The sequence below is a fragment of the Tsukamurella sputi genome, assembly GCF_007858445.1.
Lineage (GTDB): Bacteria > Actinomycetota > Actinomycetes > Mycobacteriales > Mycobacteriaceae > Tsukamurella > Tsukamurella sputi.
In genome coordinates this window covers 1-514 of the sequence record NZ_VIGV01000228.1, presented here as the reverse complement: position 1 = coordinate 514, position 514 = coordinate 1, and the positions used below count along the sequence as shown (strand labels likewise).

At 69.8% G+C, this 514-nt stretch carries 1 protein-coding gene; it reads left to right on the top strand.

Translation table 11 applies throughout. The features are described from left to right. Nucleotides 1–148: 148 nt before the first annotated feature. Nucleotides 149–514, top strand: a 366-nt coding sequence (locus FK268_RS23930; RefSeq protein ID WP_146437920.1) for a ClpP family protease, incomplete at its 3' end; no start/stop codon positions are given.

The following is a 514-nucleotide window of genomic DNA, read 5'->3' as shown; positions in this document are numbered from 1 at the left end:
GGTCGCGTCTCGCGCTTCCGCAGCGAGCCCGCCTACTCCGCCGGCTGACCCGGCGCCAGGAATCCGCCTGGAGCGGAGCTGCCGTGAGCGGTTCCGCCCCAGGCGGATTCGTCTGTCCTGAGCGTTCGTCCCGTTCCATCATGGGCGCATGGCTGATAACCCGAAGATTCCGCATTTCACCGAGAGCGTGCGCCGCGAGCTCTACGACCGACGGGTCGTCGTCCTCGACGGTCCGCTCGACGACGACAACGGCTCCCTGCTCGCGACCCAGATCCTTTCGCTGGCCTCCGCCGGTTCGGCCGACATCGCGCTGTGGATCCATTCGCCGGGCGGTTCCGTCCCGTCGATGCTCGCGATCCGCGACGTCATGCGACTCGTCCCGTGCGACGTCTCCACGCTGGTCCTCGGCATCGCCTACAGCGCGGGCCAGTTCCTGCTCTCCGCCGGCACGCCCGGTAAGCGGCGCGCGCTGCCGCACGCCCGCGTGCTCATGCACCAGGGCTCCGCGGGTATC